Raw genomic sequence first — 22,658 nt, 5'->3', positions numbered from 1 at the left:
CGTTTATATGATTACTTACCCCAATGGGAAGATCTATATTGGCAGCGATCTGACCGACTCGGCCAACTATTTCGGCAGCGCGAGCAGCGAGCACATCGCGATGGACTTCACCAGGGAGGAGCGTCGGGACTTCACCATCAGGAAGCAGATCCTCTGGGAGTCCTCGGAGGCCACAAAGTCCGAGGTGCTGCGGGCCGAAGGTGAGTTCATCCGGATGTACCGGTCGAACGATCCCGAAGTTGGATACAACAGGACCCACAGAGGTCGGCGCTGAAGAGCATCGATGAGATCGAGGTAACCCTTGGAGAAGGTATTTCCCTGAGGCTTATACGCGGCTGGATGTGATATTTATCCACAAGTCTGCGCTTACTGGATGTCTTCGTAAAGAAGGACTTTTTTGGGCTGATCTGTTCTGGATGGGTCATGCAGGGAAAGGCGTCGTTTGGCGACATCGTACGCCCAGGCATGGGTGGCGACCTTCTTTTCCACACCGAAATGCTTTCCAGTAGCTGCGTCGAGCACTCGATGATATTCCTCCTGCAGGCTCCAGGAAGAGTCGGAGAAATCGACGCCGGTCCATCCATAGAGATTTCTCAGTTCGAATTTTACTGCTGCTATGAACTCCATCTCCGATCTGTCCTGCATCTCTGTTCGTGAACCGAGCGCGCGTACCCAATCTTTTATATCCTCAGAAGATCTTTCCCACTTGCTTCCTGCATCCCTTCTTTCCGCATAGTCAACCCATGCCCAGAACGCTTCCGCGTCCGCGATGTCTGGAGCCTGGCTGTGATGTTCTTTGCACAGCAGAGCGAAGTTTCGGACGTTCATCGATCCACCAAGGGCGGTAGGAACAGCATGGGCTCGCTCGATGGGTGACTTCCAGCACACTAGACATAGCTCCTCGTCCATCCCAAGGTAGTCGGCGATCGCTTTCCTGGAAGGAGGGGTTCTTCGGCTACCGGTATCCGTCTCTCTTGGACTTACTGGAAGAAGATCTATGTCGTACCAGAAACCACTCTCACCTTCTGGGTAGGATATAGCGAGCTCGTCGGGAATGTCGTTTCTCTGCTTGCTCCCGTTCTTCGCTCTATACAGCGGTGTGGAAATTTCGGTCAGGTATGACATGAGATATTCGAGAAAAAATTGTTTCATTATCTCCAGCGAGTCATGATCATAGCCGCCCGCATCGTTTCTGTGTCCCTGTACGTCGAAATACAGGAGGCGCGGTGCGCCTGGATTGGATTTTTGGGCAAGTTGTAAAACTTTGAAAACGCGATGTGCGCATCGTTCGAAATTCTCATAAACCGCCATGTCATGATAGATACCCACTCCCTTTTTTTGTTTGTTCTGGCGTGGGGCGGTCTTTTGCTTCTTCTTCGGCACTCTCGCCTACTTTTCTCTGCAGGAGTGATTTTGCAAGGAGCTTCTGGCGGGGAATCTGTGGGTTGGGTGCTGGACTGGTGAATGCGCTTATGTGTTCAGTCGGCTTGCGATATGGCCGTAGTTGGAAATTTCCGCAAACTATCTTCCCGGTCTAGGGATGGTGAAATTTGTTGAATTTTTTGGACATTTAATATGCATTGCTGAAGGTATCTACCACTGTGGGCGGAATCAATCAGATCGCGGATTTCGGTGAGTCCCGACCCTGTGGGTTTCTTGGCTCTCTGTTCTGGTGCCCAGGGCGTGGATGATGCGTTGGAACTAATGAGGCGAGACGACTGGGAGGCCGCCCTCCTTCTTGAGGAGGTGGTCGAAACGCTTCCCCGGCCGCCGGGTTCTGAGACCTGCCAGCCGGACGTGGCGTACTGTTGTGGCTCCACGACGACGTCCAGTGTACGGCCGGCGGCATCTCAGGCCGGGTGACGTCGTCACCATGCACGAGACCCGGGACCCCGTCGGAGTGGCGAGGGTGACCGAGATTCGCCTGCCCGTGAATCCCGGCTGAGGGCGGCCGTTTATTGAAGGCGCGGGCCGTCGGTGGCCGGGGGTTATACCGTGAAAAGGCCAGAATTGTTTCGCGCCGTGGGGGAGGTTTTTTCATGTGTGGCAATGGATTTTTAGCGGGCGAAAAAGAACCGCGAGTTCTGGGGAACGGGCGATGAGCGAGGTCGTTTTCCGCATCCATGATCTGCCCGCCGCCGACCGCTTCTCCCGGCGCCAGGAGACGACCGACGGTCCCCTGATGCCGATGGCCATCCGCAGTGACCACGAAGGGACGTTCCATGCCGTCCTGCGTCGGATCAGCCTCGGGGCGCTGTACCTGTCGCGGCTTTCGTCCCCGCCGTTGCGGGCCTGGCGCACCGACGTGCTGATCCGCCGTTCCGACGCCGAGACGTACTGTCTCTCGCTGCCCCTGCGCGGCGGCAAGGTGCTGGACCAGGGCGACCGTCAGGTGACCGCGGGCCCGAGGGACCTGCTCCTCTACGACGCGGCCCGGCCCTTCCACACCCGGCTGCTGGCCGACGCGACCGGCAGCAACGAGAGCATGATCCTGCACATCCCCAAGGCGCTGATGCCGCTGCCCGCCGACTCTCTGGTACGGCTCACCGGCCGGAGTCTTCCCTGCTCATCCGGGGTCGGTGCCCTGCTGCGCCACCACATCATCGAGCTGGCCCGGCACACCCCCGGCTACAGCGTCGCCGACGCCGCCCGACTGTCCACGATCACTCTGGACCTGGTCGCCGCGACCTGCGCCCATGTCCTCGAAGCGGGATCCTCCCCGCAGGCCGGGTCGTCCGGCCAGGCGTTGCGGGCGCGCATCCACGCCTTCATCCAACGGCACCTGAGCGATCCGGCCCTCAACGTCGAGACCATCGCGAACGCCCACCAGATCTCCACCCGCTACCTGCACCGGCTGTTCCAGGCCCAGGGAATCAGCGTGGCCGCCTGGATCCGGCGTTGCCGGCTGGACCGCTGTCGCCGCGACCTGTCCGACCCGGCCCTGCGCACCGTGCCGGTCCACGCCGTCGCCACCCGTTGGGGGTTCACCGACGGCGTGCAGTTCAGCCGGGTCTTCCGAGCCGCGCAGGGTGTTCCGCCGGGGGAGTTCCGGCGCCGGGCGCTCGAAGAGCCGGACACGTACGCCGTGGAGTAGTGCGCTCCTGGCAAACGATTGAGCGCTCACAGTCAATGACGCCCCTGCTCCTTCGCTGCGAGCATATGCACAGGTGCACCTGATCGTCTCAGGCGGAAACAGGGGCTGTACGGCCTCCACCACGGAACGAAACGCGAAACGAAACGCGGAGGAACGTGTGGGACGACGCGCGGGCAATGGGGGTGGGAACCCGATGGGCGGAGGCCGTACGAAAAACGCCTGACGTTTTGGGCGGCGTGGTCCGGCGCTTCTCGTGATTCGCCGGGCCGGTCGTTCACATGGCTCTCGGGAGGAGAGATGACAGTCACGCGGTCCGGCACGGCGCAGGCGGATCCGGGCCTGGCCGCCGGGGGTTCATGGAGGTCCTGCGACGGGATCGGCGGTCCGAAGCCGCCCGGTTCGTTGGAGCAGGAGGGGTAGGAGCGGGGAGGCTCCGCATCACCCGGGCGCACAGTCACATGGGGCGTGGCTGTGCGCCGTCCCGCCGGCTCGGGCCCCGAGCATGAGGGCGACGCTCAGGGTCAGGGCGGCGCCCAGGGCCAGGGAGACGACGAAGGGCGCCGTGAGGGACCGGGTGCCGAGATAGGCACCCCCGAGTACGGCCACGCCGAAAGTGCCGCCGAGTTGCTGGACCGCGTTCAGGAGACCGGCCGCCGAACCCGTCTCGTGGGGCCGTACCCGGGACAGCGCGACGGTGAAGAAGGGGACGGTGACCAGCCCGCCACCGAGACCGGAGACCCCCAGCGCGGCGGGCAGCCATGAGGGAACGGCGACACCCCAGACCAGTCCGGCCGCGAGCAGGACGATCCCGGCGAACATCAGCCCCGGACCCGTCCTGGGCAGCAACAGTTGCCCGGCCAGCAGCGACGAGACCGCCAGACCGGCAGAGAACGGCAGGACGGTGAGGCTGGAGGCGAGAACCGAGCGGTGCAGGCCGTCCTCGACGTGGAGGACCACGGTGAAGACGACGCCGGTCGACACGGCGAAGTACAGGACGCTTGAGGCCAGCGCGGCGGGGAACCCACGGTCGTGGAACAGGCTCGGCTCGAAGACCGGGTCCCGGCCGCTCGCACCGCGTCGCCGTACGTGGGCGGCCAGTACGGCGGCGCCGAGGAAACCGGCGGCGAGCAGGACCCAGGACGTCCCGCCGTTGATCGTCGGGATGACGAAGGCCGCGGCGACGGCGCCGCTGAGCAGGAACCCCGGCACGTCGAGCCCGGGGCGGCGCGCGGGACGGTCCTCGTCGAGGAACCGGGCGCAGACCAGCGTGAGCAGTCCCAGCGGGACGTTGACCAGGAACACCGCCCGCCAGGAGAGTCCGGCGAGGTCGGCGTGGGTGATGAGCCCGCCCAGGACGGGACCCGCGACCGCGGTCAGTCCCATGACCGGCCCGATGAGGCTCAGCGCCCTGCCGAGCGCGGGGCCGTCGAAGGCCGCCCTGATCAGCCCGATGGTCTGCGGGACGACCAGACCGGCGAAACAGCCCTGGACGACCCGCGCGACGAGCAGCGCCGTCATGGTCGGCGCCGCCGTACAGGCCGTGGAGGCGAGCAGGAAGCCGCACACGCCGATGACGAACAGACGCCGTCTGCCGTGGATGTCGCCGAGGCGACCGCCGGGGACCAGTGCGACGGCGAACGGGAGCGTGTAGGCGGCGGCGATCCACTGGGTGTCGGAGGCGGTGCCGTACAGGCCGGCCCTGATCACGGGGGCGGCGACGGTGGTGATCGTCGAGTCGAGCAGGTTCATGGCCTCGGCGACCAGGAGCCCGGTCAGGGCGATCCAGCGCCGCGTCGGGGTGGGGGAGGGACTCACCCGCACAGCATGAGAGGCGCCGTACGGTTCCAGACATGAGACGGGCCGGAAGTGAGCGAAACCAGCACGAGACCGCGCTATAAGAGTGGTCGTGGACAGACTCGACCACCAGATCCTGCATGCCCTCGGAATCAACGGGAGGGTGTCGTTCCGCCGGCTCGCCGTGGCGCTCGGGGCGACCGAGCACACGGTCGCGCGGAGATACCGGGCGCTGGTCGAGCGCGGTGTCGTCCGTGTGGTGGCGGTGCCCACGCCGCGCGAGGAGGACATGGGGCAGATGCTCAGGCTCCACGTCCACCCGGGGTCGGCGGCCCGGCTGGCCGACGCGCTCGTCCGCCGCGACGACGTCTCCTGGGTCAGGACCGCGGGGGTCGGCTCGGAGATCATGTGCGGCGTCCGCGCGGCCTCCGCGGAACAACGCGACCACCTGATTCTCGACCAGTTGCCCAGGACGGGACGGGTCACCCGGGTCACCGCGTACGAACTGCTGCACCACTACCGGACACCCGGTCACGCCGACTGGGAGGGCTTTCCCGACCCGCTCACCGAGCGGCAGCGTGAGCTGGTCGGGCCCGTCCCGGTGCCGGAGAACGTCCCCGGCCTGACCGCCCAGGACCGGGTCCTGCTGGACGCGCTGCGGCACGACGCCCGGCGCCCGGCCGCCGCCCTCGCCGCCGAGACCCACCAGCCCGAGTCGACCGTACGGCGCAGGCTCGACGTCCTGCTGCGTTCCGGGGCGATCCACATCGACCGGGACCTCGACCCGGCTCCCCTCGGCTGTCCGGTCAGCGCGACCCTCCACATCGACGTCGATCCCCGGCACCTGCGCACCGCGGGCGCCGCCCTCGCCCGGCACGCGCCGACGACCTTCGTGGCCGCGGTCACCGGGCCGGTCAACCTGTTCGCGGCCGTGGTGACCGCGACCGTTCGCGACCTCTACGAGTACGTCAGCACGACCCTGGCCGGCATCGACGGCGTGACCCACATCGAGACCGGCATCACCAGCCCCTATCTCAAACACACCCACCTGACCCGAAGGCCACGATGATGAACCACCGATTACCGAGAACGGCACTGCTGACCTGGGCGGCGGCCGTGGCCGTCGCGGCCTTCCCGACCTGGCGGGAGTGGCGTTTCCTGGCCCAGCCCGCCGAGTACGAACTCCAGGTTTGCCTGGGCGGCATGTCGTGGGGCACCTCCCCGTTGACCTCGCTGCGCGGCGATCTCGGCCAAGTCATGGCGAACGTGATGGCGTGGGCCGTTCCCGCGGCACTGGTCCTGGTGGGGCTTCTCGCCTGCCTCGGCGGCCGGGACGCGCGGAGGGTGGGACGATGGACGGCGGTCCTCCTCATCCTGGTCGCGGTGGCCAAGCCGCTTGTTCCCTCCTACATGTCCGATGACGGGTGCAGCCCGATCCCCCTGTTCAGCGCCGAGTGGTTCGGCACGGTGCTGGGTGTTCTGGGGGAGGACCAGATCTGCCTGCTGGGCGCCGCCGTACTCGTCCTGTGGGCGAGCGCCGCCATGGAACGCCCTGCGGCCCCGTCCCCGGCCGGGGTGGCCTGGCGGCGGGCGGTGGCGCTCCTGGCCGACTACGCGATCATCCTCGTGGTCCTGACCCTCGTCCCCCTGTTCGCCGGTGAGGACTTCCATCTGGACCACGGGTTGCTGAACCGGGCTTCCCTCTCACTGGACGACGTGGATCTCGAACAGCTGGTCATCCTGCCCACGGTCTTCCTGTACTTCTGGGGACAGCACGCCCTGTGGGGCAGGACGCCGGGCAAACGGCTGATGGGCATACACCTCGTCCACGCGGGTACGGCGAGGACGGCGCTGCGCGCGCTGCTCTTCCCGCTCCTGGTCTTCGTGCCGGTCCACGGGCCGCTCGTCCTCATCGTGGACGGGGCGTGGGCACTCCTCGACCCCGAAGGCCGGATGCTGCACGACCGGCTGACGGGCACCGAGGTTGCCTTGCTGTTTCAGCAAAGAGCTTTGCCAAAACTGGATGGATGATGCATCGTCGTAGGTGACGTTCTCTTCGTACACGTGAGGTGATCTCCCATGCAGAGCAAGCAGGACGGCTACGAGGTCGTGGTGGTCGGCGGCGGGATCGCGGGGCTGACCGCGGCGATGATCCTCGGGCGGTCGCGCCGCTCGGTCCTGGTGGTCGACGCGGGCGAGCAACGCAACACCCCGGCCGCGCACATGCAGGGCTACCCCTCACGCGACGGCACGCCACCGGGGGAGTTCCTGGCCGAGGTGCGCCGGGAGGTCGCCGCCTACGGCGTCGAGCTCGTCCGTGACCGGGTGACGGCGGCCGAACCCGACGGGGACGGCGAGTTCGAGGTGACGCTCGGAGACGGCGGCCGGGTGCACGCCCGCCGCCTGGTCGTCGCCACCGGCCTCGTCGACGAGCTTCCCGACCTCCCCGGCGTCGCCGAACGGTGGGGCAGGGACGTGATCCACTGCCCCTACTGCCACGGCTGGGAGGTGCGCGACGAACCGATCGGCGTGCTGTACGGCAGGGCCACGGGCATCCACCAGGCACTGCTGTTCGGTCAGCTCTCGAATGACGTGGTCCTGTTCTCCGGCGCCCACGAGCTCGCCGACTCCGACCTGCGGCTCCTCAGGGCGGCCGGGGTGCGCGTGGCCGACGGTGAGGTCGAGGAGGTCGTGGTCGAGGACGACCGCCTCACCGGAGTACGGCTCGCGGGCGGACAGGTGTTCCCGCGCTCGGTCGTGGTCGTGCCGACGCGCATGGTGCCCCGTGACGAACTCCTCACCAAGCTCGGCGCCCGGACGAAGGACACCCCGGCGGGGCCGTTCGTCGAGGTGGACCCCGTGGGACTGACCAGCGTGCCGGGCGTGTGGGCCGTGGGCAACGCCACCGGACCGGCCGAGCAGGTGGTGAACTCCGCCAGCGCCGGATACCGCGCCGGTGCCGCCGTCAACGCCGACCTGATCCACACCGACCTGGAACGCGCGGCCGCCCTGCTCGGCTGACGGCCGTCCACGACGGGTTCCGGTCGCGGGCGGGGACGGGCAGGAGGGTCAGGCCGGACGGGCGACGTGCCTGTCCTGGGTCCCGGTGAAGTCATCGCCCCCGCGGAGACCCCGCCGCCTACCTGGACCGATCCTTCAACCTGCGCCATCCGCCGGCGCGGTTGTCGGCGATGATCTGCCGGAACATGGCGGTGAGGGCGGGGGCGTTGATCGCCTCCCCTTCGCGGAAGGCCACCGTACGGGCGGTCTTGTTGTGGTGGCCGGCCGTGATGATGCCTTCGGGGTCGGGGACGATGCCGCCGTCGTACAGGAACACGTTGACATGGTCCTTGGCGGCGAGCAGCGCGCATACGTTGCCCTTGAGCACGAAATAGGGCCGGACCGTCCGCTTGACGGTCTCGGTGACCTCGGGGTCGGCGGCGTGGATCAGGTCTCGGACCTGCCGGCAGATGTCCTGCTGCCACCGGGGCAGGGCCTCGATGTAGTCGTCCACGCGCGGGTCTGTCTCGTAGGGCCGTACGTCGTTCACAACCAGGCCCCCACGATCGCCGAGATGACGAGGATTTTGACCAGCCAGTCACCGGCGTGCAGCGCCGCGGTGACGGCGGGTGTCCTCTCCCACATCATGGAGCCGGTGAGCAGCACCGCCGGGAACCCGGCCCAGAGCACCAGGCCGAGTACCACCGTCGACCACACGTCGGTGAGTCCGGCGTACCGGGCCAGACCCGCGATCACCGCGGCGACCACGAGGCCGCGCGCCAGCTCCAGAAGGATCTTCAGCGGCGGCGGCCGGTCGCCCCGATCCGGGGCGCGCTCACCCAGCAGACGTTTCTCGGTCGGGGTGAGCAAGGCGTAGTAGGTCGAACTGAGTACGAACGCCACGATCGACGCGGCGATGACGGAGATCACGCTACCCACGGTCCACCTCTAAGTAAACTAAACGGTACCGTTTATGCTGGCTGTAAACTAAACCGGGTAGTGTTCTCTGTCAAGGAGGTAGTTCGTTGACCGCTTCGACACGGGCCGAGGCCCGCTCGGCGCGCAAGCGCCAGGAGATCCTCACGGCCGCGCGGGCGGTGTTCACCGCCCACGGCTACGTCGGCACGAGCATGGACGCGGTGGCCGCCGCGGCGGGCGCCTCGAAGCGCACGGTGTACCAGTACTTCGCCGACAAGGAGGAACTGTTCACCGGCGTCGTGCTGGACACCGTCGATCGTGGTTACGAGTACTTCAAGCCCGCGATCCGCACGCTCGCGGAGACCGACGACCTTGAGACCGCCTTGCGGGACCACGCCCGGATGACGCTCACCGGGTTGGTGGACCGGGAGATCCTGCAGATGCGACGCCTCGTCATCGCCGAGGCGGAGCGCTTCCCGGCCGTTGGACGTGAGTACTTCGAGCGGAGCTGGGGCCGCACCCTGAAGCTCCTGGCGGAGACCTTCGCGAAGCTCGCCGAGCGCGGCCTGCTGAACGTCCCCGACCCCGAGCGTGCCGCCTACATGTTCACCTGGCTGGTCGTCTCGATCCCCACCAACCGGGCCGCCTTCCTGGGCGACGAGGCCGTCGGCTCTCCTGAGGAGCTGACCGCCCTGGCCGACGAGGGCGTCCGCGTCTTCCTCGCCGCCTTCGCCCCCCAGTAGCGCGGGGGAGCGGCTCCCCGCCGGTTGGCCGCGTTCACCGCTCAGAAACGGTCACCGACCGCGATCGTCATGTCTCAGAGCGGTTTGGCGAAGACGATGGCGTAGCGGTCGTAGCCCATTCCGTTCTCGTAGAACGGCACGGAGACGGGGCTGCCCGCGAACGCCTCCAGGGTGAGCAGCCGGGCCCCGCGCTCCCGCCCCCACCGTTCGACCGCCCGCATCAGCCCGGTGCCCGCCCCGCCCCGCCAGTGCGCACGCCGTACGGCCAGGGCGTTGACGAACACCCTGGGCAGGCCGACGTCCCGGGTCATCTGCCGATCGGCCTCCGCGTGCGGCGGCAGGAAGGTGGCGTGGACGAACCCCACGGCCTGTCCGGCGTGGTCGGCGACGAGGGCGAGCGTGCTCTCGTCGTGGTCGACCAGTTTGTTCTCCAGCCATTCGGAGAGGCCGTCCTCGGACGGAACCTGGAACTCCTTCGGCGCCATCTCCCGGTAGTACTCGGCCGAGTCCCGCCAAGCCCCCGCGACCCCGTCGCCGTCCCCGCCCCGTGCGGGCCGAATCTCGAAAGCACTCATTCCCGCATCCTTCACCACGACGCCTCCGGAGTACGGCGACGCTCAGTTCGCGGGCTGTGCCGGGTCGGCCGTCTCGTCAGGCGATCCGGACCGCCCGCCGCAGAAGACCTCCGAGACGAGCATCCGGATCACCTTCTGGAACGCCCCGGCCAGGGACATCGCGGAGTCGTCCACGTAGTTCAGCGAGGCGGTCAGGGTCGTGCCGCCGTCGGGCGTGCTGTACATCAGCGCCGCATGGCCCGTGATGCCGCCGTTGTGGGTGATGACGGTGCCGCCGCACTCCGTGTCCTGCACGAACACGCCCAGGCCGTAGCCGGCCTTGGGGTGCGGCGTGCACATCTCGGCCAGCAGCGGAGCCGGCAGGAGCCTGCCGCCCACGAGCGCGGAGACGAACGTGTGCAGATCCCGGGCGGTCGAGATCATGTCACCGCCGCTGGAGATCCAGGAGGGGTCGTGGCGGGTGACGTCGATCGTCCTCTGCAGGTCGCCGTCCTGGTAGCGGTAGTAGGCGTGGGCGTGTGGCCCGGGGATCTCCGGGCCGTCGGGCACCACGGTGTCCGACAGCCCGAGCGGTTCCAGGATCAGCCGCCGCATCTCCTCGGCGAGTGAGCGGCCGGTGACCTTCTCGACCAGCAGCCTGGCCAGCACGTAGTTGGTGTTGGAGTAGCTCCAGTCCGTCCCCGGCTCGAATCGCGCGGGCTTGGACAGCGCCAGCCGTACCAACTCCTCCGGCCGGTAGGTCCTGAACCGGCCGTCCACCCACTCCTTGCCCTGGCAGGGGATTCCCGGCGCGAACGTCGCGTCGTCGTAGTACTCGCCGGTGAAGTTGAACACCCCGCTGGTGTGCTGCAACAGCATCCGTACGGTGATCCGCCGGTCAAGCCCGAACCCGGTCAGGTGGTCGTCCGCCGGGGTGTCCAGCTCGATCCTGCCCTCGGCCACGAGCAGCAGGACCAAAGCCGCGACGAAGGTCTTGGTGTTGCTGCCGATCCGGACGTGTCCGTTGGCCGGTGGCTCGTCGGGCCCGCCCAGCTCGCTCACCCCGGCGCTACCGGTCCACTCGCCCCGGTCGTCGTGCACGCGCAGGTGCACCCCGGTGAAACCCGAATCGACGATCTCCTGGACGGCCTTCCGCAGCTCCGGACGATCCTGGCTGGTGTGGGTGACGGACATGGTGGTGCGCTCCTTCTGCTGTGAACCGTGGTGAACGTCGAGCGGACGGACGAAGGTCGCGGGTCAGAGACCGCGGGCGACGATGTCGCCGTGGGCGGTGGTCGCGTGGATGACGAGCTGGGCGGCGGCGCCCTCGGTGTTGTTGAGCGAGTTGTGGACCCGGCCGTAGGAGGTGCCGGCGTCCAGGGAGGCCGAGACTCCGGGGGCGGCGCCGATCGACACCCCTCCGGCCTCGGTGCGCAGCACGACCGTGCCGCGTACGGCCTCGGTGACGCGGATGTCGCCCTTGCTGACGTTGATCTCCGCGGGACCGTTGAGCCGACCGACCGAGATGTCGCCTGCGGCGGTGGTGATGCGGGCACTCGCGGCCTCGTCGATCACGACCGGGCCGTGCGCGCCCTCGAAGGCGACGTCGCCGAACTGTCCGACGCCCCGGAACTCGGCGTCGGCCACCTTCGCCTCGACGTGGGAGCCTGCGGGCAGCCGTACGGTCACCTCGACGGATCCCGAGGGGCCGAGGAACTGGTTCCTCCCCGCCGGGGCCGTGACCCGCAGGACGCCGTCGCCGTATTCGACCCTGGTCTGCTCCGCCGCCGTCATGTCGCGGCCCTTCGAGGGGTCCGTGGGCAGGATCTCGACCGTGGTGTCGGCCCGGTCGGCGGCGATGAGCTGGACGCGTCCCGCGGGGACGTCCAGGACGGCGGAGATCGGGGCGGGGGTGTTGAAGGTCTTCATGTGCTCTCCTGCGGGCTGTCGTTTCGAACAATGGAAACGCTACGTTGCCTTTTGGGATTGAGCAACATCACTGTTGCGTGTAGAAGATAAACTAGCAGGTAGAAGCATGTAAATCGTTGCGATGGGTCCATTTTCAACGCAACGGGCACCGGCTGGTGCGTTGCAATGGATCGAAATTGAACGCTATGCTGGACAGGTCGCAGACCACGAAGGAGACCCTGATGCCAGGAGGCAGGCTCACCCAGCAGGACCGCCAGCAGATCGCACTGGGACTGGCCGACGGCCTGGCCTACGCGGAGATCGCCAGGAGCCTTGACCGTCCCACCTCGACGATCACGCGCGAGGTGATGCGCAACGGCGGTCCCACCGCCTACCGCGCCGACCTGGCCCACCGCGCCACCGAACGCCGTGTCCGCCGCAGGAGGGCCGCGCCCCGGAGCCTCGACACGGCCCCGCAGGCCCACGGACGCGATGCCGAGGCGGTGCGTGAGTACGAAGAGGAGTTCGCCACCGTCTTCATGCGGTCGGGCCTGCCCAAGATGACGGCCAAGGCGCTGGCCAGCCTCTACGCCACCGACGCGGGCAGCCTCACCGCCTCCGAACTCGCCGGGCGCCTCCAGGCCAGCCCCGCGTCCGTCTCCAAGGCGATCGCGTTCCTTGAGGACCAGGGTCTTGTCCGTCGTGAACGCGACGAACGCCGCCGTGAACGCTATGTGGTCGACGACGACGTCCTGTACCAGTCGATGATGGCCAGCGCCCGCGCCACCGCCCATCTCGGCGAGGTGGCGCGGCAGGGCGTCCGCGTTCTCGGCCCCGGCACCCCGGCCGCCGCCCGCCTGGAGAACATCGCTCGCTTCGTCACCTTTGTCTCCGAGAGCATCGTCCGCGCCGCGGACCAGGCCCGCGAGATCCTCCACACGAAGCCCGAGGCGACCTCGGACGGCGCTCCCTGAACCGAACGCGGGTCGTGGCGGACGGCCTTCGCGACCCGCGCGTTCGTGGTTCGGACGTCCACCGTCGAGTCCTCCGGTCGCGGGTTCCCGACGGGAGGACGGGACGCGTGCGGTCAGTCGACCTTGGCCACCTGGTTCGCGGGAGGAACGCTGACGGAGACCCGGCTTCCCCAGCCGCTGTAGGAGGTGTCGGCCTCGGTATTGCTGCTGATCGGGTTCTTGGCGGTCTTCGCAAGAACCCATTTCGCGAACAGCCGCACCACCTGGCCCTTTTCGTTGGTCCAGAGCTGCCAGGAGATATCGGCGTTGACCTTCTTGCCGTACTCCGACCTGCATGAAGGTGAGACCGCGCACAGCGCTTTCACGGTGATGGAACCGGAATAGCGTGTCGTGGTGGTTCCCCTGTCGGACCGGGCGGATTTCAGAAGTTCACGCAGGGTCGTGGGTTCGAAGATGTTGATGTCCTGTTCGGTGAACTCGTACGGCTGGTAATCGAGAATCGAGCTGCGGGCCCACGTCTTTCCCTGGGGCAGCATGTCCGACCAGGCTCCCCCCGAGGCGTAGGTCCTCCCTCCGACGACGCGGAACCTGACCTTCCTGCCGCCTTTGAAGAGGCGGGTGGCGTCCGCTGCCACCACCCGGCCCTTTCCGAAGGCCAGGACCCCCGTGGTGTGGAGGACGACCGTCGATGTGGCCGGTCTGTCACGCAGCCAGAACTTCCATTTCGCCGAGGTGGTCACCCCGTTTCCCGGGGTCATGAGCTTTTCCATGACCGTCACCGGATCCGGTGACGCGAGGGCCGTCTGGTGTGGGGCGAGCAGGGTCAGCGACGTCGTCGCGACCAGAAAAGAACACGACAGTGCCATCTCGACGCCTTTCGAGGAGAGGGGGACAGGGAAAATCCTGCGGTTCTCCCGGCGGCTTCGGCAACTCATATTCTGGATTCGTGAGGATGTCTGCCGGACGATGATTGCGCGGGGCGCGACTCGTGGGCTCCCCCCTTGGTCACCCGAGCGGGCCCCGCTCAATTCTCCGGCGTCAGCGCATTCTTTCGACGCTCATGAATATCGATTTTTGTGTCAGCCGCGATTCGGTTCTGCGGCCGTTCCTGCGGTCATCCCTGACGGTCGGGGTGGAGCAGGGCGCGGATGTCGCCTTCGCGGTAGCGGCGTTGGCCGCTGGGGGTGCGGACGGAGGGGATCTTTCCTGTCAGGGCCCATCGGTTGACGGTCTTGGGGTCGACGCCGAAGACGCGGGCGACCTCAGCGGGGGTGAGAAGCCGTTCTGTGGCGCCGGTTTCGGTGGTGAAGGTTCCGTCGGGGCTGACGATGCTGGTCATGAAGGGTTCCTGTACGGGGTCAGTTGCGGATGAGGTGGATGATCTCGTCCTGGTGGCCGAGGGCCCGGGCGAGACGGTGGATGGTGGTGCGAGCGACGGAGTCACGCGCCCCCGCGGCGTGCTGGGTGGGGGTGACCGGCTGGTAGCGGTGCGCCCACCACCGGGGCAGGCCGGGCAGGTCGCGTGCCTCGTAGCGCCAGCCGCGATGAATGCTGCCGAGCAGGTCGATCAGCCGCCGCTCATGGTCGGTCATGGTCGTCTCCGTTCGCGGGGCATGGGGCAGGGGCGGGCAGGGGCCAGAAGACGGACGGTTGACACCCGGGTGAGGGTTGCCGGATATGGCGTGTGTAATGGGACACATATGGATTTATCCGATGGCCAAGTCATGCGAACACGGCAGACACCAGGCAAAAGTGTGAGAATCCGCTGAACCCTCCCGAACAGCCACTAAAGAAACGATGGGGCGGTTTCCTTCCCTGGACGCACCGAAAACCCCAGTTTCGGCGCACAGAAATCGCCGTGGCGGAGTGTGGTTCTCACGAGGTACGGCGTGCGTTCCCGGGGTGGGGCGCTCTCCGCCGTCTACGGGTGAGCGCACGGGCGTCCGGGGCCGATGAGAGAGATCGACGGCGCGGCGGCAGGCCAGGCCGTGCCGTGCCCGTCGAACGGTGGGAGGGTCTCCTCAGCCCCGCGCGGCAGGCTTGACGGGCTCGTCCGGCGCGGGGGGGTCTCCGGCTCAGCCGTTGGCTGCGCGATCGGTGAGGGCGGGTAGAAGGGCGGTCATGGTGAGGACGGCGGTCAGGGCGAAGGCGAGGGGATAGCCGGTCCGCTGGGCGACCATGCCGAAGGCGACGGCGCCGATCCCCATGCCCGCGTCGTAGGCGAAGTTCCACAGGGCGGTGACCGTGCCGTACCCGGAGGCCGTGACCCGGGCGTACATCAACGTCAGGGTGGCGTTCTGGGCGATCCCGAAGCCCGCGCTGAACAGCACGACCCCGGTGACGACGGCGACGGCGTCGTTGGTCAGCGCGGTCAGGAGCATCCCGGCGGCCGAGGCCAGCAGGGCGGGCACCACGAGCCCGGCGGAGCCGTACCGGTCGCCGTGACGGCCGGCGAGCCAGCGGGCGACGGTGGCGGCGGCAGGGTGTACGAACAGGGCCGTGGCCACCAGACCGTCAAGCTCGTCCGGTACGGCAAGCGGCAGGAACGTGACGGCGATCCCCGAGCCGAGGGCGGTGGTGGCCAGGACGGTCGCGGGCCTGACCAGGGCGCCGGTGCGGAAGCCCGCGGCCACCCCGATCGTCGGCCCCGGCAGGTCCCGGCCCTCGGGAAGGCCGGGCACCGCCAGGAGCGCGACCAGCGCGACGAGGGCCGCCAGGACGAACACGGTCTCGTAGTTCACGCGGTTGGCCAGCCAGATCCCGAGCGGCAGCCCCACCAGGGACGGCACGCCGGACACGACGCCGACGAGCCCCAGCCCTTCGGCGCGGCGCTCCGGCGGGATCAGCGCGGCGGTCAGCGTGCCGCCCGCGACGATCGTGAGCGCGAACCCCAGGCCGCGCAGCAGGCAGATCACCACGGTCCACGTGAGGTCGTCGGAGACGGTCAGCAGCAGGGCGGGCACGCCGAGCAGGACGAGTCCCGCGGCCAGGGGGAGGCGGTGGCCGTACCGGGTGACGACGCGCGGGGCGGCCAGTTCGCCGACCACCGTGGCCAGCATCAGCGCTCCCGTGGTCAGCCCGGCGGCGTCCTGTCCGCCGGAGGCCGTCGCGCGCAGCGGCACGACCGACATCAGGAGGAACAGACTTCCCAGAGCGCCGACCACGGTTACAAAGCGCAACAAAAGCGCTCTGGACAGTAATGGCGGCCGCCCATCAAGGAGCAGGGCGGTTTCTTCGCGTGGAGGCATGGGGTGCAAGTTAGAACCTGACCAAGTACTGGCGCGTTCTTTTCCGTGTCTTTGGAGAGACCGCTTTGTTGACGGCCTTAGTGAGGCCGGGACAACTCGACCAGTTCGATGGGGTTGGCGGTGGTTTGCACCCCGGCTCGTCCCGCCGGGCCGGGGGTGTTCGGGCGTCGATCGCCGGTCTCGTCGGACCCGTTCGAGCGACCGTGGCCCGGGTCGCGAACCCCGGCCCCGGCTTGGCCCAGGGCGTCGGCCGGGCGCGCCGTCACCGGGCGCGACCGGTCCGCACCGCAGACGAGATCGCATCCGCGGTGTCCCGGCGCCCGCGGCCGTCCGGCGCGCGCCGGGAGCGGTGACTCGATCAGCGCCCACCGCTCATCCGTGAGATCAGGGGGATGGAAAAGGGCGTCGTGTCGTTTCCGTTTTCTGCCCGCTGTGGGGCGGCTTCACGACCGGCCCTCAAAAACGCTTTCGGTCATTGCCCGCTCTCTCAGAACAATGAGCGGCCGCCGTTCGTCTCAACAGGAAGGTCCCGACTCTCTTGAGGGGTGCGGCGTGAAGAAGGAACGGGTTTACATCGGCCTTTCACTTTTCGGGCTGGCCGGAATATGTGCCCTGGCGGGCTGGCTCTGGTGGCTGGACCTGTTCGGAAAGCTCGTGTTGTGGTTCGGTGCCGTGTCCTTCACCTGGAAGGGCTTCCAGGCCCTTCTGGGAAAGACCGGCTCTCCGCAGGCGCAGGTCACCGCCCAGCCGGCCCCGCCCACTCTCCCTGACTCCGCGCTTCGGGCGCCGACGAACGCCCCGTCGCCGCCCGGGAACCCTTCACCGCTTTCCGCCTCCCCGGACGGTCTGTCCGAGCGAACGGATCACGGGGAGGTCTGGGCGGCGGTGAAATCCACGACCAGCGACACCGTGCGCGGTATGCGGCGGTTCTGGGTCGTGATCGCTCTCCTTCTCCTGGTGCCGATGACGCTGGGCCTGGCCATCGGTGGGATCGTCACGCTTTTCAGCGGCGACGTGCCGACGGCCGGTCTCATGTGCGCGGCGGCCGGTTTCCTGGTGTGGTACTGCTGCGGCCCGCTGCGGCGCTTCTGGAAGACGGGGGAAATCGAGGTGACCGAATGACCGGCGACGGTCCGGGCGGGTGACGCAGGCCAGGCGACCCCTGGTCTTCGTGACGATGGGGAACCCCTTGACCACCATGCGCACGACGACGCCCGGCGGGGTGTCTCAGAGGCCGAGGTCGTCCAGTTCCTTCAGCAGGGCGGCTCGGGAGTCCTCAGGGGAGGAGGGCTTGGCGGCGCCCGCCCTGGAGGCGGGGGCGGAGGCGGCGGCGTGGGCACGGTTCCGGAACAGCCAGCCGCCGAGCAGACCGCCCAGGAAGCCGAACACGTGGCCCTGCCAGGCGACGCCCTCCTGGGGCAGCAGTCCCCCGGTGATCTGGTAGGCGAAGCACAGCGCCATGACGACGCCGACCACGATGTCGATCAGGTGCCGGTCGAAGGCGCCGCGCACCAGCACGTAACCGAAGTAGCCGAAGACGACGCCGCTCGCGCCCACGGCGACGCTCGTCGAGCCGGCGGTGAGCCATTCGCCCAGACCGCTGACCAGGATGATGAGGCCGGTCACGCCGAGGAACCTGACGACTCCCCGGTAGGCGGACAGGAAGCCGAAGACGAACAGCGGTCCCGAGTTGGCCTCGATGTGCTCCCAGCTCCAGTGCAGGAACGGCGACGTCGCGATGCCGGGCAGGGTGGAGGGGGTCCAGCCGCGCACGCCGTACTGGTAACTCAGGGCGTAACCGGAGATCCAGTTGACGACCTGGACCGCCCAGATGAGGGCCAGGAAGCCGACCATCGTCCAGAAGGCCTTGCGGGCCTCGGCGACCATGATTTCGGCTGACTGCCCCTTGGCTTGCATCTGACGTCTCCCCGAGGCGATCACCCGACAAGGATCAACACTGTAATAGCCAGGTACGTCAGTTTTCGCCTGGATGATCCGGGGCGAGGATCAGAGCGGCGGCTCCGGGTGGTGCCAGGGGAAGACGACGGGCTCGGCGGGCACGGCGCCGGAGAGCAGGTCCCCGAGCAGGGCCGCCAGACCGAGGGGGATGACCGATTCCCGGGTCGCGCGCAGGTCGGGCAGCGACCACCAGCGGGACCGGTCGATCATCGAGCGTTCGAGGTCCTCCATGCCGGAGTCGTCGATCTCGCCCCCGCCGGTCCGCAGGAAGAAGAAGGAGTCCTGGGAGAGGAACAGCCTGCCGTCCTTGTGGACCCAGTGCCCTGAGCTGGTGGCCACGACGGGGCCGAGGTCCTCGGGCGAGGCCCGCCGCCCGGTCTCCTCGAACAGCTCGCGGGCCGCGGCCTGTGGCGCGGTCTCACCGTCCGCGAGGCCTCCGCCGGGGGTGAACCAGGCGTGGCTGGAGTCCTTCCCCATGCCGGGTCCGTGGAAGAGCAGGACGCGGTCGCGGTCGTCGACCAGCAGGATCCGTGCGGACGGCCGGACGATCACCTCGGGCATGCCGGTGATCCTACGCCTGGGGCTCCCGGCCCGCGTGGCGGCGATAGTAGCGCGCGACCCGCACCCGGTTGCCGCACAGCTCGGGCGAACACCAGCGGCGCCGGGGGTGCGCGGGCAGGAACAGCATGCAGCAGCCCGGCCCGTCGCAGTCACGCACGGTCCCGATCGGCCCGGCGAGCAGGTCGATCGTGGCGCCCGCCAGCAGCGAAAGCAGCGTCGAGCGGTAGTCGCCCTCCCGCTCGGCCCCCACGACCACCCGCCCCTCGCGCCAGTCCAACGTCCGGTACGGCGAGGCCAGCCGGTCGGCGTCGCTCAGCGCCCGCAGCGCCCGCTCCGGCGGTTCGAGGCCCCGGCGCGCCAGATCCACCACGGTCGCGACGGCCTCGCGCAGTTCGACGACGGCCGCGCGGTCGGCCTCGGTCAGGGCGGCGGTGGGCTGGGGCAGGCGGTGCTCCTGCGAGGCCAGCCACCGGCGCAGGCCGTCGAGGGTCGCGAGGTGGTCGACGGGCCCTTCGGGGGAGCCGCCCTTGGTGTTGATCAGGTCGAGGGCGAGGGGCTCGCCGGTCAGCGGGAGGTCCATGGCTCTAATGGTACTTCGTCGCGTTGACGCATTAGATGATCGAGCGCTATAACTAATGCGTCTTCGAGCGAAAGAAGCATGTGATGAACATCGCCCACCGGTTCGTCGACGTGGACGGGGTGCGGGTCTTCTACCGTGAGGCCGGTCCCGCCGACGCTCAGACGCTGCTCCTGCTGCACGGTTTTCCGTCGGCGTCACACCAGTTCAGAAGACTGATCGACGCTCTGGGAGACCGGTTCCACCTCGTGGCTCCCGACTACCCCGGCTTCGGGCACACCCAGGCCCCCGACGGGTTCGTCTACTCCTTCGACCGGCTCGCCGACGTGGTCGAGGGCTTCGTCGACTGGCTCAGGCTCGGGCGGTTCGCGGTCTACATGTTCGACTTCGGCGCGCCGGTCGGCTTCCGGCTGGCCGTACGGCGGCCCGAACTGGTCGCGGGCCTGGTGGTGCAGAACGGCAACGCCTACGAGGAGGGGCTGAGCGAGCAGGCGCGCGGGTTCATCGCGCTCGGCCCGGGTCAGGAGGACCAGGTCCGGGGGCTGCTGACCCTGGAGGCGACCAGGGGGCAGTACGAGGGCGGGACGTCGGACCCGGAGACGATCTCTCCTGACGGCTGGACCCTCGACCAGCACTTCCTCGATCTGCCCGGTCGCAAGGAGGCGCAGGTCGCGCTGGCCTTCGACTACCGGAGCAACGTGGCGCGCTACCCCGAGTGGCAGGAGTGGCTGCGCGCCAACCGGCCGCCGACGCTGGTCGTCTGGGGGAGCAACGACCCCTTCTTCGTCGTGGAGGGGGCCAGGGCGTACCTGCGGGACGTGCCCGAGGCCGAGCTGCACCTTTTCGATACCGGCCATTTCGCTCTCGAAGAGAAACTTCCGGAAATAACCCCTCTTATCGCCGACTTCCTTGAGCGTGTCGGAAAGGACAACGGATGAAGATCGCAGTCGTCGGAGCGACCGGCCACATCGGCTCGGCCGTACTGAAGGAGGCCGGTGACCGTGGCCACGAGGCCGTGGGTCTGGCCAGGAACGTCTCCGGGCTGGAGAACGGCGTCGCGATCGACGTGCTCGACCCCGCCTCGGTCGCCGAGAAACTGTCCGGCTACGACGCGGTGATCCTCGCCGTGAAGGGGGACGTGCCGGGGGCCGTACGGAACCTGATCGACGTGCTGCCCGGAGCCGGTGTGACGCGGGTGCTGGTCGTGGGCGGCGGCGGCAGCCTTGAGGCCGCCCCGGGACAGCGCTTCGTCGACGGCCCCGACTTCCCCAAGGAGTATCTGGAGGAGGCCACGTCCCAGGCGAAGGCGCTCGACCTGCTGCGGGCCGAGGGCGACGCGCTCGACTGGTCCTACGGCAGCCCGCCCCCGGCCTACCTGGTCGACGGCGAGCGGACCGGCGTCTACCAGGTGAGGGGCGGCGACACCCCGATCGACGGCATCGCCACCCGCATCACCGTTCCCGACTACGCCGCGGCCCTGATCGACGTCCTGGAGAACGGCTCCTTCGTCAGGGAGCGCTTCAGCACCGGTTACTAGGGCCTGTTCTCCGGCCTGCGGGGGCGCCGGGAGACGGTCCCCGAGGTCATCAGGGACGAGGATCTCCGACCGCCGCCGGGTACGGGCGCCGTACCCGGCGGATTAATGATGTGCGAACCTCTCACATCGGCGGATACCCTGCGCGAGGACCTGAGGAGGGGTTTGCGTGGGGCACGTTGAGGTTGGCCATCTGACCTATGTTCTCCCGGACGGACGGCCGTTGCTCGACGACGTGTCGTTCCGCGTCGGCGAGGGGGTCAAGGCCGCGCTCGTCGGCCCCAACGGGGCGGGCAAGACGACGCTGATGCGCCTGATCTCCGGCGACCTCCAGCCCGTCGAGGGCAGCGTCGCCAGCTCGGGCGGCCTGGGGGTGATGCGCCAGTTCATCGGCAGCATCCGCGACGGGCGCACCGTGCACGACCTGCTCCTCGGCGTCTCCCCCCTGGGCGTACGACAGGCCGCGGAGAAGCTTGAGGCCGCCGAACTGGTGATGATGGAACGCGAGGACGAGAAGGCCCAGATGCGCTACGCGCAGGCCATCTCCGACTACGGGGACGCCGGCGGCTACGACATCGAGGTGCTCTGGGACACCTGCACCATGGCCGCGCTCGGCGTGCCGTACGACCGGTGCAAGTATCGCGAGGTCAACACGCTCTCTGGCGGTGAGCAGAAGCGGCTGGTCCTTGAGGCGCTGCTGCGCGGGCCCGACCAGACGCTGCTGCTGGACGAGCCGGACAACTACCTCGACGTGCCGGGCAAGATCTGGCTGGAGCAGGCGCTGCGCGAGACGCCCAAGACGGTCCTGCTGGTCAGCCACGACCGGCAGCTCCTGGCCAACGCCGCCGACCGCATCGTCACCGTCGAGTCCGGAAACATCTGGATCCACGGTGGCGGTTTCGCCACCTACGCCCAGGCCAGGAAGGACCGCAACGAGCGCCTCGGCGAGCTGCGGCGCCGCTGGGACGAGGAGCACGCCAAGCTCAAGCGCCTGGTCGTCATGCTCGGCCAGAAGGCGAAGTACATGGACACCATGGCCGCCGCCTACCACTCCGCCCAGACGCGGCTGCGCAGGTTCGAGGAGGCCGGGCCGCCCGAGGTCGCGCCGAGGGACCAGAACATCAGCATGCGCCTGCGCGGCGGCCGTACCGCCAAACGCGCGGTGATCTGCGAGAGCCTCGAACTGACCGGCCTGATGAAGCCGTTCGACCTGGAGGTCTGGTACGGCGAGCGGGTCGCGGTGCTCGGTTCGAACGGCTCGGGCAAGTCGCACTTCCTGCGCCTGCTGGCCGGGGAGGAGATCCGGCACACCGGGCTGTCCAGGCTCGGTGCCCGGGTCGTGCCCGGTCACTTCGCGCAGACCCACGCCCGTCCCGAACTGCTCGGCAAGACGCCCTGCGAGATCGTCATGACCGAGCACGCGAAGCTGCGCAACGAGGCCATGAAGGCGCTCTCGCGCTACGAGCTGGCCGGTGACGTGGGCGACCAGCGGTTCGAGACGCTGTCCGGCGGACAGCAGGCCAGGCTGCAGATCCTGCTGCTCGAACTGTCCGGGACCACCCTGCTGCTGCTCGACGAGCCGACCGACAACCTCGACCTGGCCAGCGCCGAGGCCCTCCAGGAGGGGCTCAACGCCTTCGACGGGACGGTGCTCTCCGTCACCCACGACCGTTGGTTCGCCGAGGACTTCGACCGCTATCTGGTCTTCGGCTCCGACGGCAGGGTCTACGAGTCGTCGGAGCCCGTCTGGGACGAGACCCGGGTGGTCAGGAAGCGCTGAAACATGCCTTTGGG

Annotated in this window: 25 protein-coding genes; 11 read left to right on the top strand and 14 right to left on the bottom strand. The window is 68.2% G+C overall.

Annotation, left to right across the window (positions count from 1 at the left end; all coding sequences use genetic code 11):
• Nucleotides 1-7 precede the first annotated feature (7 nt).
• Nucleotides 8-274, top strand: a complete 267-nt coding sequence (locus ABT340_RS33075) for a GIY-YIG nuclease family protein (protein ID WP_352014812.1) — start codon at nucleotides 8-10, stop codon at nucleotides 272-274.
• Between the two features lie 92 nt (nucleotides 275-366).
• Here ABT340_RS33075 and ABT340_RS33070 read toward each other — a convergent pair whose 3' ends face one another.
• Nucleotides 367-1,383, bottom strand: coding sequence for an HNH endonuclease (locus ABT340_RS33070; RefSeq protein WP_352014811.1), 1,017 nt, complete (start codon nucleotides 1,381-1,383; stop codon nucleotides 367-369).
• Nucleotides 1,384-2,098: 715 nt separating this feature from the next.
• Here ABT340_RS33070 and ABT340_RS33065 point away from each other — a divergent pair.
• Nucleotides 2,099-3,094, top strand: a complete 996-nt coding sequence (locus tag ABT340_RS33065) for an AraC-like ligand-binding domain-containing protein (RefSeq protein ID WP_352014810.1) — start codon at nucleotides 2,099-2,101, stop codon at nucleotides 3,092-3,094.
• Between the two features lie 438 nt (nucleotides 3,095-3,532).
• Here ABT340_RS33065 and ABT340_RS33060 read toward each other — a convergent pair whose 3' ends face one another.
• Nucleotides 3,533-4,909, bottom strand: a complete 1,377-nt coding sequence (locus tag ABT340_RS33060; RefSeq protein WP_352014809.1) for an MFS transporter — start codon at nucleotides 4,907-4,909, stop codon at nucleotides 3,533-3,535.
• 91 nt (nucleotides 4,910-5,000) lie between these two features.
• On the opposite strand from ABT340_RS33060, the gene ABT340_RS33055 reads away from it, so the two are divergent.
• Genes ABT340_RS33055 through ABT340_RS33045 form a run of 3 tightly spaced genes read left to right on the top strand, consistent with a single transcriptional unit; the run spans nucleotide 5,001 to nucleotide 7,909 of the window.
• Nucleotides 5,001-5,957, top strand: a complete 957-nt coding sequence (locus ABT340_RS33055) for an Lrp/AsnC family transcriptional regulator (protein WP_352014808.1) — start codon at nucleotides 5,001-5,003, stop codon at nucleotides 5,955-5,957.
• On the top strand, nucleotides 5,957-6,919 hold the full coding sequence (locus ABT340_RS33050; protein ID WP_352014807.1) for an RDD family protein: 963 nt from the start codon (nucleotides 5,957-5,959) through the stop codon (nucleotides 6,917-6,919). The genes ABT340_RS33055 and ABT340_RS33050 overlap by 1 nt, the downstream gene beginning before the upstream one ends.
• Before the next feature lie 48 nt (nucleotides 6,920-6,967).
• Entirely contained in the window at nucleotides 6,968-7,909 is a 942-nt protein-coding gene (locus ABT340_RS33045) for an NAD(P)/FAD-dependent oxidoreductase (protein ID WP_352014806.1), read from the top strand.
• Between the two features lie 118 nt (nucleotides 7,910-8,027).
• Here ABT340_RS33045 and ABT340_RS33040 read toward each other — a convergent pair whose 3' ends face one another.
• Both ABT340_RS33040 and ABT340_RS33035 read right to left on the bottom strand, forming a co-directional pair.
• The gene (locus ABT340_RS33040; RefSeq protein ID WP_352014805.1) at nucleotides 8,028-8,438 is read right to left on the bottom strand and encodes a DUF1801 domain-containing protein; all 411 of its coding nucleotides are present in this window, start codon (nucleotides 8,436-8,438) and stop codon (nucleotides 8,028-8,030) included.
• Nucleotides 8,435-8,818 (bottom strand): DUF1761 domain-containing protein, encoded by a 384-nt coding sequence (locus ABT340_RS33035; RefSeq protein WP_352014804.1) that lies wholly within the window; start codon nucleotides 8,816-8,818, stop codon nucleotides 8,435-8,437. The genes ABT340_RS33040 and ABT340_RS33035 overlap by 4 nt, the downstream gene beginning before the upstream one ends.
• 95 nt (nucleotides 8,819-8,913) lie before the next feature.
• Here ABT340_RS33035 and ABT340_RS33030 point away from each other — a divergent pair, with 95 nt between their 5' ends.
• On the top strand, nucleotides 8,914-9,549 hold the full coding sequence (locus tag ABT340_RS33030) for a TetR/AcrR family transcriptional regulator (protein WP_352014803.1): 636 nt from the start codon (nucleotides 8,914-8,916) through the stop codon (nucleotides 9,547-9,549).
• 74 nt (nucleotides 9,550-9,623) lie between these two features.
• Here the strand turns inward: ABT340_RS33030 and ABT340_RS33025 are convergent, their stop codons facing one another.
• The 3 genes from ABT340_RS33025 to ABT340_RS33015 all read right to left on the bottom strand — a co-directional run bounded on the left by ABT340_RS33025 (nucleotide 9,624) and on the right by ABT340_RS33015 (nucleotide 12,032).
• Nucleotides 9,624-10,124 carry a GNAT family N-acetyltransferase gene (locus ABT340_RS33025; protein ID WP_352014802.1) on the bottom strand — a complete coding sequence of 167 codons (501 nt, stop codon included), beginning with the start codon at nucleotides 10,122-10,124 and terminating at the stop codon, nucleotides 9,624-9,626.
• 42 nt (nucleotides 10,125-10,166) lie between these two features.
• Nucleotides 10,167-11,297, bottom strand: a complete 1,131-nt coding sequence (locus ABT340_RS33020) for a serine hydrolase domain-containing protein (protein ID WP_352014801.1) — start codon at nucleotides 11,295-11,297, stop codon at nucleotides 10,167-10,169.
• A gap of 63 nt (nucleotides 11,298-11,360) precedes the next feature.
• A complete protein-coding gene (locus tag ABT340_RS33015; RefSeq protein WP_352014800.1) occupies nucleotides 11,361-12,032 on the bottom strand; it encodes a DUF4097 family beta strand repeat-containing protein in 672 nt (223 codons plus the stop codon).
• Nucleotides 12,033-12,253: 221 nt separating this feature from the next.
• Here ABT340_RS33015 and ABT340_RS33010 point away from each other — a divergent pair, with 221 nt between their 5' ends.
• Nucleotides 12,254-12,985 carry a GbsR/MarR family transcriptional regulator gene (locus tag ABT340_RS33010; protein ID WP_352014923.1) on the top strand — a complete coding sequence of 244 codons (732 nt, stop codon included), beginning with the start codon at nucleotides 12,254-12,256 and terminating at the stop codon, nucleotides 12,983-12,985.
• Between the two features lie 113 nt (nucleotides 12,986-13,098).
• Here ABT340_RS33010 and ABT340_RS33005 read toward each other — a convergent pair whose 3' ends face one another.
• The 4 genes from ABT340_RS33005 to ABT340_RS32990 form a co-directional block, all read right to left on the bottom strand.
• Complete coding sequence (locus tag ABT340_RS33005; RefSeq protein ID WP_352014799.1) at nucleotides 13,099-14,013, bottom strand: hypothetical protein; 915 nt, start codon at nucleotides 14,011-14,013, stop codon at nucleotides 13,099-13,101.
• Nucleotides 14,014-14,099: 86 nt separating this feature from the next.
• Entirely contained in the window at nucleotides 14,100-14,324 is a 225-nt protein-coding gene (locus ABT340_RS33000) for a BldC family transcriptional regulator (protein ID WP_352014798.1), read from the bottom strand.
• A gap of 19 nt (nucleotides 14,325-14,343) precedes the next feature.
• On the bottom strand, nucleotides 14,344-14,577 hold the full coding sequence (locus ABT340_RS32995; protein WP_352014797.1) for a hypothetical protein: 234 nt from the start codon (nucleotides 14,575-14,577) through the stop codon (nucleotides 14,344-14,346).
• 483 nt (nucleotides 14,578-15,060) lie between these two features.
• A complete protein-coding gene (locus tag ABT340_RS32990; protein WP_352014796.1) occupies nucleotides 15,061-16,233 on the bottom strand; it encodes an MFS transporter in 1,173 nt (390 codons plus the stop codon).
• 432 nt (nucleotides 16,234-16,665) lie between these two features.
• Here ABT340_RS32990 and ABT340_RS32985 point away from each other — a divergent pair, with 432 nt between their 5' ends.
• Nucleotides 16,666-17,355, top strand: coding sequence for a hypothetical protein (locus ABT340_RS32985; RefSeq protein ID WP_352014795.1), 690 nt, complete (start codon nucleotides 16,666-16,668; stop codon nucleotides 17,353-17,355).
• Nucleotides 17,356-17,460: 105 nt separating this feature from the next.
• On the opposite strand, the gene ABT340_RS32980 is transcribed toward ABT340_RS32985, so the two are convergent.
• From ABT340_RS32980 to ABT340_RS32970, 3 genes are all read right to left on the bottom strand, one after another.
• Nucleotides 17,461-18,150 carry a rhomboid family intramembrane serine protease gene (locus ABT340_RS32980; protein WP_352014794.1) on the bottom strand — a complete coding sequence of 230 codons (690 nt, stop codon included), beginning with the start codon at nucleotides 18,148-18,150 and terminating at the stop codon, nucleotides 17,461-17,463.
• 90 nt (nucleotides 18,151-18,240) lie between these two features.
• On the bottom strand, nucleotides 18,241-18,753 hold the full coding sequence (locus tag ABT340_RS32975; protein WP_352014793.1) for an NUDIX hydrolase: 513 nt from the start codon (nucleotides 18,751-18,753) through the stop codon (nucleotides 18,241-18,243).
• A 10-nt stretch (nucleotides 18,754-18,763) separates the two neighbouring features.
• Nucleotides 18,764-19,333 (bottom strand): CGNR zinc finger domain-containing protein, encoded by a 570-nt coding sequence (locus ABT340_RS32970; protein WP_352014792.1) that lies wholly within the window; start codon nucleotides 19,331-19,333, stop codon nucleotides 18,764-18,766.
• A gap of 83 nt (nucleotides 19,334-19,416) precedes the next feature.
• Between ABT340_RS32970 and ABT340_RS32965 the strand changes: the two genes are divergently transcribed.
• From ABT340_RS32965 to ABT340_RS32955, 3 genes are all read left to right on the top strand, one after another.
• A complete protein-coding gene (locus tag ABT340_RS32965) occupies nucleotides 19,417-20,268 on the top strand; it encodes an alpha/beta fold hydrolase (RefSeq protein WP_352014791.1) in 852 nt (283 codons plus the stop codon).
• The gene (locus ABT340_RS32960; RefSeq protein ID WP_352014790.1) at nucleotides 20,265-20,867 is read left to right on the top strand and encodes an NAD(P)-dependent oxidoreductase; all 603 of its coding nucleotides are present in this window, start codon (nucleotides 20,265-20,267) and stop codon (nucleotides 20,865-20,867) included. The genes ABT340_RS32965 and ABT340_RS32960 overlap by 4 nt, the downstream gene beginning before the upstream one ends.
• A 166-nt stretch (nucleotides 20,868-21,033) precedes the next feature.
• Nucleotides 21,034-22,644 carry an ABC-F family ATP-binding cassette domain-containing protein gene (locus ABT340_RS32955; protein WP_352014789.1) on the top strand — a complete coding sequence of 537 codons (1,611 nt, stop codon included), beginning with the start codon at nucleotides 21,034-21,036 and terminating at the stop codon, nucleotides 22,642-22,644.
• The last annotated feature ends 14 nt before the right edge of the window (nucleotides 22,645-22,658 follow it).

This window comes from Streptosporangium sp. NPDC000239, assembly GCF_040300765.1.
GTDB lineage: Bacteria > Actinomycetota > Actinomycetes > Streptosporangiales > Streptosporangiaceae > Streptosporangium.
The sequence above is the reverse complement of the archived record's forward strand: the minus strand, read 5'-3'. Positions and strand labels throughout refer to the sequence as shown.

Coding starts and splice junctions, on each gene's coding strand:
- ABT340_RS33015 (WP_352014800.1), bottom strand. CDS start 12,032: ATGAAGACCTTCAACACCCCCGCCCCGATCTCCGCCGTCCTGGACGTC.
- ABT340_RS33065 (WP_352014810.1), top strand. CDS start 2,099: ATGAGCGAGGTCGTTTTCCGCATCCATGATCTGCCCGCCGCCGACCGC.
- ABT340_RS33020 (WP_352014801.1), bottom strand. CDS start 11,297: ATGTCCGTCACCCACACCAGCCAGGATCGTCCGGAGCTGCGGAAGGCC.
- ABT340_RS32965 (WP_352014791.1), top strand. CDS start 19,417: ATGAACATCGCCCACCGGTTCGTCGACGTGGACGGGGTGCGGGTCTTC.
- ABT340_RS33045 (WP_352014806.1), top strand. CDS start 6,968: ATGCAGAGCAAGCAGGACGGCTACGAGGTCGTGGTGGTCGGCGGCGGG.
- ABT340_RS33000 (WP_352014798.1), bottom strand. CDS start 14,324: ATGACCAGCATCGTCAGCCCCGACGGAACCTTCACCACCGAAACCGGC.
- ABT340_RS32990 (WP_352014796.1), bottom strand. CDS start 16,233: ATGCCTCCACGCGAAGAAACCGCCCTGCTCCTTGATGGGCGGCCGCCA.
- ABT340_RS33050 (WP_352014807.1), top strand. CDS start 5,957: ATGAACCACCGATTACCGAGAACGGCACTGCTGACCTGGGCGGCGGCC.
- ABT340_RS32960 (WP_352014790.1), top strand. CDS start 20,265: ATGAAGATCGCAGTCGTCGGAGCGACCGGCCACATCGGCTCGGCCGTA.
- ABT340_RS32975 (WP_352014793.1), bottom strand. CDS start 18,753: ATGCCCGAGGTGATCGTCCGGCCGTCCGCACGGATCCTGCTGGTCGAC.
- ABT340_RS33025 (WP_352014802.1), bottom strand. CDS start 10,124: ATGAGTGCTTTCGAGATTCGGCCCGCACGGGGCGGGGACGGCGACGGG.
- ABT340_RS32980 (WP_352014794.1), bottom strand. CDS start 18,150: ATGCAAGCCAAGGGGCAGTCAGCCGAAATCATGGTCGCCGAGGCCCGC.
- ABT340_RS32970 (WP_352014792.1), bottom strand. CDS start 19,333: ATGGACCTCCCGCTGACCGGCGAGCCCCTCGCCCTCGACCTGATCAAC.
- ABT340_RS33010 (WP_352014923.1), top strand. CDS start 12,254: ATGCCAGGAGGCAGGCTCACCCAGCAGGACCGCCAGCAGATCGCACTG.
- ABT340_RS32995 (WP_352014797.1), bottom strand. CDS start 14,577: ATGACCGACCATGAGCGGCGGCTGATCGACCTGCTCGGCAGCATTCAT.
- ABT340_RS33075 (WP_352014812.1), top strand. CDS start 8: ATGATTACTTACCCCAATGGGAAGATCTATATTGGCAGCGATCTGACC.